This is a genomic window from Argonema antarcticum A004/B2 (assembly GCF_023333585.1).
Taxonomy (GTDB): Bacteria; Cyanobacteriota; Cyanobacteriia; order Cyanobacteriales; family Aerosakkonemataceae; genus Argonema; species Argonema antarcticum.
Map to the genome: position 1 here is coordinate 1 of NZ_JAIQZN010000172.1, position 7671 is coordinate 7671.

The following is a 7671-nucleotide window of genomic DNA, read 5'->3' on the forward strand; positions in this document are numbered from 1 at the left end:
CTCTTTGCAGGGGCCTGGGGGTAAGAGAATCGCTGTCACCTTCTCCTTCTCCCCTTCCTCCGTTGCGGGGGAAGGGGCTGGGGGATGGGGGTTCTTCAGCTTCTCCTTCTCCCTTTTCTCTTTGCAGGGGCCTGGGGGTAAGAGAATCGCTGTCACCTTCTCCTTCTCCCCTTCCTCCGTTGCGGGGGAAGGGGCTGGGGGATGGGGGTTCTTCAGCTTCTCCTTCTCCCTTTTCTCTTTGCAGGGGCCTGGGGGTAAGAGAATCGCTGTCACCTTCTCCTTCTCCCCTTCCTCCGTTGCGGGGGAAGGGGTTGGGGGATGGGGGTTCTTCTGCTAAATGAATCTGGATGTCGTTATATTTGATAATAAAAGTAGTAATCGCAGCGGGGCTATAGTGCCAGTAAATTGCTGCCATACCCGGAGAGAGAAGTTGTTCGATTTCGGGATATTCTAGCGGCGTTTCATCCTTCATTCCCACATAACGGGATTCGCGCAACCAACGCAAGCAGAGATTTTTCCGTTTTTCGGCTAACAAAAGTGCTTCTTTTGGTTGCGATGACTGGGCTAACAGCACTACTCGCAATTGACTGAATGTGGCGAACTTTTTGGCTAACTGGATTTTCCTCTCTTGTGATTCAGTTTCCAGTAGCAAGTTTTCCAGCATCGTATCGCCAATATCCAAACATAGCTGAAAATCATCTTGGTAGTTGAGGGCGTTACAGACTTTGGCTAATTTTTGCAAGATTTCCAGATATAGTAACTGGAAGCGGGGGCTAACTTGTGCTACCAGAACTTCTCCTAAGATGGAAGTTTGGGAACCGGAAAGTGTTTTTAGGGCGGTGATATAACTGTTTCTTGCATCGCGCCAGTAGGGTTGGGGATTTGGTTGTCGTTTTCCGTAAAGATAGTGGGCATCACCTTTTCTATGATGTAAAACAGCGCAACCTTCTTGATAGTCGGGTGTCTCTGGTTGGAGAGATTGCAACCCCTCATCCCAGTTTCGCAATGCTGCTTGATAGCCGTGTAAGTAATAGATTGCCCAACCTAGATTTGCCCAAGCTTGCCAGTATTGATTATGCGTTATTTCTAAAGCCTGGTTGAAGGCTTTTATTGCTTTTTCGTACTGCCCTAAGTCTCTCAACACAATGCCCAAACCATTCCAGACATTGCCGAAGTTAGGGAAAATTTCGATCACCCGATTGTAGGCTTCCACTGCTTGTTGATATTGCCCTAAGTCATTTAGCACATTGCCCAAATTATTCCAGGCATCGCAGAAATTAGGGGAAATCTCGATCGCCCGGTTGTAGGCTCCTATTGCTTGTTGGTATTGCCCTAAGTCATACAGCGCATTGCCCAAATTATTCAACGCATCGTGGAAATTAGGGGAAATTTTGATTGCCCGTCGATAGGCTTCTATTGCTTGTTGATATTGTCCTAAGTTACTCAGCGCATTGCCCAAATCAAACCAGGCATAGTGGAAGTTAGGGAAAATTTTGAGCGCCCGCCTATGGACTTCTATTGCTTGCTGGTGTTGCTTTAAATCATTAAGGGTAACGCCCAAATTATACAGGTAAACGTGGTAGTTAGAGGAAATTGCTACTGCCCGTTGAAAGTAAGGAAGTGCAGCTTCAATATTACCAGCATTATACTCACTAACACCTCGGTTATTCCACTCTTCAGCTTCCAGATCTAGTGGAACATTATCAGAAACCAAAATTTTTGTAACTGGAGTTTGATTATTAATAATCGGCTTAAAAGATGTGGTTCCTGAATTTACCAACAATTCCCTGCCAATTTTTCCCGCCACATCTCCCAATTCCCCACCAGCAACCTTACCTAATTGCACCATCCGCCGCGCTAATTTCCGATGGGTTTCCGGTGATTCTAACAACTTGCTGCCAAAGCGACGCAACCACGCCACCAACTCATCTTCATCAATAAGTTTGGTAAACAAAAAACCTTTTATATTCTGCCGACTCGGATTTTCTTCCACCCTATCCAGCAGTTGCAAAAACAACTTTTCAAATTCTGCATCGCTGAGGCGTGGATTTGGTTTACCCCCTGAAGTTCCCGCGCCAGGGGGGGAAGGTTGGGGTGGTTTTCCCAATAGCTGTTGCCACAATTTTATCAGCCAGCGCCAGATTTTTGCGAACATCTGCTGCACCCAAGGGTTGCCAATATTTTCGATTGTAGCGATTTATGCTTGAGGTTGTTGGGTGGAGGTAAGAAACCCGGTTTTTTGGAAAAACCGGGTTTCTGGGGCGCTGGGACTACGTACCTGGAGATGGCGCTAAAGCGCAACAACGTACATGGCGCGATCGCATTCCAACTTTTGTATACTGAAAGAGCGATCGGCCCCATCCTCAATAGCCAGTTTTATAAGCAAGTAGCTACAAAGACATCTCCGGCACGTTTTGAGTTTCCCATTGCTAAAGCGCAGTATCTCCTCAACCGTGCTGCTGAACCCGGAGAAGGTGGAGATAAACGAAAGTTTTGGCGTGAGGTAATGGGATTTGACTCGCTAGAGGCAATTCGAGAGGCTATCCTGGCAGCAGTTACGATAGATATGCTACAACCTCAGAGTCAAAATGCTCAAGGTGAGCTTTATCGCGCTTATATCCAGCTTACCGGGCCTTCCGGTTTATCGCGGCGGATACGCACGGTTTGGATAGTTCTCTTTAATGAAGATGTAGCAAGATTTGTGACAGCAGTACCAGATAGATTAGGTGGTTTGCAATGATGATATTTCAGCTATTTGATGGTGTAAAGTTAACCGAGGAAATTCCTTTAACTGATGGAGGAATAGCACCAATAGGAACGGTTGGAGCAATTGTCGAAGTTTTGAATAATGGCGAAGTTTATATTGTCGAATTATTTGGAGGTTGGGTTAAATACGACGATGCGGAAAATTTTGTGCCCGCAACACAGGATGAGGAAGGAGCGTTTATGGAAAGTATTGGCGTGGAAACTGTTTATCCAAACCAGCTAATATTGACAGTGCCCGCCCGTGAAACAATGGGAATTCGGGCGCATTTAGCGGCTGTTTTGGATGAATTACCTGATGAATTACTAGCGGAAGTTAGAGATTTTGCGGAGTTTCTACAGCAGAAGCAGCAAAAAAGTGTAAATCAGTTGATATAGTATAAATTATCATTACTTTCATTCATCCTTGCCGATCCAATTAGTCATTATATAGCGGTCATGCTCGATAAAACCCGCTTTTTGATAAACACTTTTAGCTTTGCTATTTTCATAAGCTACTACCAAATGTAGAGCTTTAATTCCTAAAGATTGGCAAAATGTTTCTACAAATTTGAGCGTTTTTGTGCCTATTCCTTGTGCGCGATATCCCGATCGAATATAAAGTTCATCCACTAAGGCATCTCGTCCGTGAAATTCTATACTGTAGCCAAAAGTGAGAACAACATAGCCCACTGCTTCACTACCTGCACAAATTAACCATACCATCGCCAGTTTATCGTTATTAAATATTTCCTCTAAACAACGGCGGATAATCTGATGGTTAAATTGCAAATGCTCTATTTCATAAAACTCCTGCATAAATGTCAAGAGTAAATCAATATCGTTGTTGTTTGCGGTTCTAAAAGTTATTTCCATCAGACTAGCAGTGAATGTTAATGATTTTGTCGATCGCGTTGTATAGCAACCTTCTTGGCAGTTAGGACATTCTCAATTCCTGAAACGTTTGCGGATTCTAGCCCCTAGCCCTTAGCCCCTTCTTCCGCTGTCAGTGGTCAGTGGTCAGTGTTCAGTGGTCAGTGGTAATTAATTATTTTTTGACTTTTGACTTTTGACTTTTCGAGTCCCTAGCCCCTAGCCCCTAGCTATACAGTACCTCGATCGGCACCTGATATCATGTCCGGTGGAATCGGTTGTCTAAAAAAAATAACTCTCTTATCTGTGTTCATCTGTGTTCATCTGTCTTCATCTGTGGTAAAAATTTAACCCTCGATGACAACAGACAATTTCTCGCATCACGCTTAGGCTACCGATGCAACCGGACATGATATGACCCACCAAACTTATTCAATTTTGGCACGACGCGATCGCCTTTCACCCCATACAGCGGTTTTCTCCGAGAGTGGGGGAGTGGAGAAAAATCCTGTATCCCAGAAACCCGGTTTCTTCAAGAAACCGGGTTTCTATCTACCTCACTTACCTGCAAACCGCTATAAACATGGAATCCTATTGGCATAGTGTCAGCATTTGGAGTATCTTATAGCAAAGCAGGCTGGGCAATTACTTTGAAGAGCCGGATGAAAAACGTCAAAGGCTACTGGTACTCTGATGTGCTATATTTGATACCTAGTGAAAGCTTGGTTACGCAATACAGGTGAGTGTTAACCTTTGACAGGGGAAAAGTTAAGAGTTAACTCACGGTTATAGTGGTGCTTCCTATCGGTATATTTATCGTTTTTTTACGATCGCATAAATTACCGCTCTTGTAGCTGAATAGATTATGAGCAGATATCGACGATCTGCCAGTCACTCATCCTTAAAGGACAACGATCTATGCAAAAGACCGTTAAATCGACTGTAGCAGCAGCTTTGATACCCTTGGCTGTGCTGATAGCCGCTATCAGCACAGAAGCAGCAACAGCAACACCGACCGTTGAAGTAGCCGCCACCAAACAGCTAAGACGAGACTCTCAAAGCATTTCTGAAAATTATTACAGAAACAACTATGAGAGAGCCATTAGTAGGCGCATTATCAGCAGACCGGGTAGAGTTAGGGATGCACAGCACGCTATTGATTTAGCAGAACAAGCGCTAAGAAGGGGCAATCGCAATGAAGCTGCACGTCGTATTGCACAAGCCTTAGTTATGGTTGAGGACATGGATGGGACAAGAGAAGCTTTAGACTTAGAGCGTAGCTTAGACGACGACCAGGTAGAAAATACGGGTCAAAGGCTCAGGGATAGGTTACCCTTACTGGCAAGAATTTTTCCAAGCCAGCAGTTTTCTGGGAACTCTTACGAAGACAACTCTTACGAAGATAACTCTTACGAAGACAACTATGAGCGAGCTATTGCTGAGCGCACGATCCGCAGACCCTCCAGAGTTAACGATCCAGATGAGGCAATTCATTTGGCCTTGAAAGCTTTGGAGAGAGGGAGAGATAATGAAGCAGCAGTTCGTTTTGCACAAGCTTTGGTCACGATCGAAAAAATGGATGGAACTAGAGCAGCTTTAAACTTTGAGCGGAGATTGAATAAAGACGTAGAGGAAGTATTCGACCTAACGCTCAGGGATCTGTCTTTGTTTAGAAGGATTTTTCCCAACCGCTAAACCCTCTAAGGATAATAGCCAATGAAAAAGAAACTTGAATTACTTGCGACAGGAACTTTGCTTCCACTGACTATTGCGATCGCTGGAGTTAACCTAACAGAAGTTGCGGAGGCTGCACCAACCGTAAATGCCGCTACCAATCGGCCCAGAAGCTGCACTGCCAGTACTTGCACAGCTTACAGAGCCAACTATGAGAGGGCGATCGCAACTCGTGTTATTACCAGACCTTCTTTGGTAGCAGATGAAAATCTGGCTATAACATTAGCCGATCGCGCGATGGCAAAAGGCGATCGCAACGAAGCCGCACGCCGTCTGGCACAAGCCTTAGTCATCGTTTCCGAATCCAAAAAACCCGGACAAGGAATTGCAGGTGCCCTAGCCATAGAGCGTTCCTTGGATGCAGACATGAAGAGGAAACGGGGTCAATCGTTACGAGTGTTTCTACCTTTGTTCGATCGTATTTTTCCCCAAAACAAAGACCCTTATAGGTAACCTAACATTTTACACTGTTATTAACCCTTCTCAATAATCCCAGGAGGCAGAGCCCCGACCTTCCGAATGGCAGGCACTCTTAAGCTCGGCGGAGCCCCCTGAAGCCTCGCTCCCAGGTTCAACCTGGGAGCGATAAAAGGAGGCTTTGCCTCCTGTGTCTGCGCTAAACAAGCTTGCCATTTCCTCCATTCCCTCGTGACCAGGTTCAACCCGATCGCCAGAACAACCAGGCCCTGCCTCTTGTTGAAAAACCTTTTTTGGCGAACAAAAGCTACCCGTAAAATAAGTCAAAATTCAAAAGTTGAGGCCATGTATGAACCTAAACTAAAAAATCTAAAATGGCAATACAATACTATTTCACAAGCTACGCGAGGAAATTAGATGTCAACTTGGTTGGCAGCAGTACTCAATTCATTTAAAGCGCGTTTATCTCAACATATCATCTTTTGGGTTTTCCTCAGCCTGGTTTTAATTGAGGTGATTATCCTAATCCCGTCCTATTATATGCGCGAACACGAACTTTTGTGGCAAATAGAAGATGTTTCTGCCGCAATCGTTCCTTCAATAGCCCGCTTAACCCAACAAGAAGTCAAGCGCGATAAACTCCTAGAAAAAATCAACAATCTGACACGATATTCTGTCATTTTAGGAGTAGCTATTTACGAACCTAGCGGACAACTCATAGGGACATTTGGTGAGTCGCCAGAGATTAAATTTTTCGCTCTAAAAGGTATGGATATGGTTCGCGCTCGCAACCAAGATGGCTCGCGCTACGACATCGCTTGGTCAGCCCGCAAGCTAGGAATAAACTATGTCATAATTGCTCGTCACGATGCGGCCTCAGTCAACCGAGAATTATCCGCATACATTCGACGTATTGCTGGCTTAGTTTTATTGATCTCAGCTTTCGTGACCTCCGTAACAATGCTAGTCTTGGGGTCAACCCTCATAGTTCCCATTTTGCGACTGCGCGACGACCTAATCGCGGCGGGTGAAGCAATAGCCAAGGATAAAGCCAATCCTAAATTTTATTCTCTTTCTGTTAAGCGCGATGATGAGTTAGGAGAAGTCATGAAAGCGTTTAACAAAATGTATCAGCGCGTCCGCCAGGAAATTAACGAACGCAAGTTGGCAGAAGAAATCCTGCGCGTCGAGCAAGAAAAATCAGAGCGTCTATTACTCAATATTTTGCCCTTCTCGATCGCAGAACAATTGAAACAGCAACAAAGTTGTATTGCCGAACGCTTTGAGGAAGTCACTATTCTGTTTGCTGACATTGTTGGTTTTACAAGTTTGGCAGCTCGTATTCCTCCGATAGAATTGGTTAGTTTGCTCAATGAAATTTTCTCCGCATTCGATCGCCTAGCGTCCCTGTACAGTTTGGAGAAAATCAAAACGATCGGCGATGCCTACATGGTAGTTGGCGGTCTGCCCTCTCCCCGGTCAGACCACGCCAGTGCGATCGCGGAAATAGCCCTGGATATGCAACGGGAAATAACTCGCTTCCAACGAGATAACGGCGAACCCTTCAGCATCCGCATTGGCATCCACACCGGGCCAGTTGTAGCAGGCGTCATTGGCTTAAAAAAATTTTCCTACGATTTGTGGGGTGACGCCGTTAACATTGCTAGCCGCATGGAATCCCTGGGAATTGCCGGTAGCATTCAAGTGACAGCAACTACCTACGAACTATTACGAGAAAAATATCTCTTTGAAGAACGCGGTGTGCTAAAAGTCAAGGGTCGCGGAGAAATACTCGCTTATTTGCTCAAAGGAAGAAAGTCCTAGTGCAAGTTGTCAGTTGTCAGTTGTCAGTTGTCAGTTGTCAGTTGTCAGTTGTCAGTTGTCAGTTGTCAGTTGTCAGTTGTC

General features: G+C 45.1%; 8 protein-coding genes. 6 read left to right on the plus strand and 2 right to left on the minus strand.

The window, feature by feature from the left end:
- Positions 1–2155: tetratricopeptide repeat protein (locus LAY57_RS34300; protein ID WP_249071745.1), on the minus strand; the 2155-nt coding region annotated here is incomplete at its 3' end.
- Between LAY57_RS34300 and LAY57_RS34305 the strand changes: the two genes are divergently transcribed.
- The gene (locus LAY57_RS34305) at positions 2114–2740 is read left to right on the plus strand and encodes a DUF6883 domain-containing protein (protein ID WP_249071746.1); all 627 of its coding nucleotides are present in this window, start codon (positions 2114–2116) and stop codon (positions 2738–2740) included. The genes LAY57_RS34300 and LAY57_RS34305 overlap by 42 nt on opposite strands.
- Positions 2737–3141 carry a DUF2281 domain-containing protein gene (locus LAY57_RS34310; RefSeq protein WP_249071748.1) on the plus strand — a complete coding sequence of 135 codons (405 nt, stop codon included), beginning with the start codon at positions 2737–2739 and terminating at the stop codon, positions 3139–3141. The genes LAY57_RS34305 and LAY57_RS34310 overlap by 4 nt, the downstream gene beginning before the upstream one ends.
- 18 nt (positions 3142–3159) lie before the next feature.
- Here LAY57_RS34310 and LAY57_RS34315 read toward each other — a convergent pair whose 3' ends face one another.
- Complete coding sequence (locus LAY57_RS34315; protein WP_249071749.1) at positions 3160–3618, minus strand: GNAT family N-acetyltransferase; 459 nt, start codon at positions 3616–3618, stop codon at positions 3160–3162.
- A gap of 411 nt (positions 3619–4029) precedes the next feature.
- Here LAY57_RS34315 and LAY57_RS34320 point away from each other — a divergent pair, with 411 nt between their 5' ends.
- The 4 genes from LAY57_RS34320 (at position 4030) to LAY57_RS34335 (ending at position 7590) form a co-directional block, all read left to right on the plus strand.
- Positions 4030–4218, plus strand: a complete 189-nt coding sequence (locus LAY57_RS34320) for a hypothetical protein (protein ID WP_249071752.1) — start codon at positions 4030–4032, stop codon at positions 4216–4218.
- A 315-nt stretch (positions 4219–4533) separates the two neighbouring features.
- Entirely contained in the window at positions 4534–5310 is a 777-nt protein-coding gene (locus LAY57_RS34325; protein ID WP_249071754.1) for a hypothetical protein, read from the plus strand.
- Between the two features lie 21 nt (positions 5311–5331).
- Complete coding sequence (locus tag LAY57_RS34330; protein WP_249071756.1) at positions 5332–5802, plus strand: hypothetical protein; 471 nt, start codon at positions 5332–5334, stop codon at positions 5800–5802.
- 381 nt (positions 5803–6183) lie between these two features.
- Complete coding sequence (locus tag LAY57_RS34335; RefSeq protein WP_249071758.1) at positions 6184–7590, plus strand: adenylate/guanylate cyclase domain-containing protein; 1407 nt, start codon at positions 6184–6186, stop codon at positions 7588–7590.
- Positions 7591–7671 lie beyond the last annotated feature (81 nt).

Bases quoted from the DNA above. Each gene is read 5' to 3' on its own strand.
- LAY57_RS34335 (WP_249071758.1), top strand. From the start codon at position 6,184: ATGTCAACTTGGTTGGCAGCAGTACTCAATTCATTTAAAGCGCGTTTA.
- LAY57_RS34325 (WP_249071754.1), top strand. From the start codon at position 4,534: ATGCAAAAGACCGTTAAATCGACTGTAGCAGCAGCTTTGATACCCTTG.
- LAY57_RS34320 (WP_249071752.1), top strand. From the start codon at position 4,030: ATGACCCACCAAACTTATTCAATTTTGGCACGACGCGATCGCCTTTCA.
- LAY57_RS34330 (WP_249071756.1), top strand. From the start codon at position 5,332: ATGAAAAAGAAACTTGAATTACTTGCGACAGGAACTTTGCTTCCACTG.
- LAY57_RS34310 (WP_249071748.1), top strand. From the start codon at position 2,737: ATGATGATATTTCAGCTATTTGATGGTGTAAAGTTAACCGAGGAAATT.
- LAY57_RS34315 (WP_249071749.1), bottom strand. From the start codon at position 3,618: ATGGAAATAACTTTTAGAACCGCAAACAACAACGATATTGATTTACTC.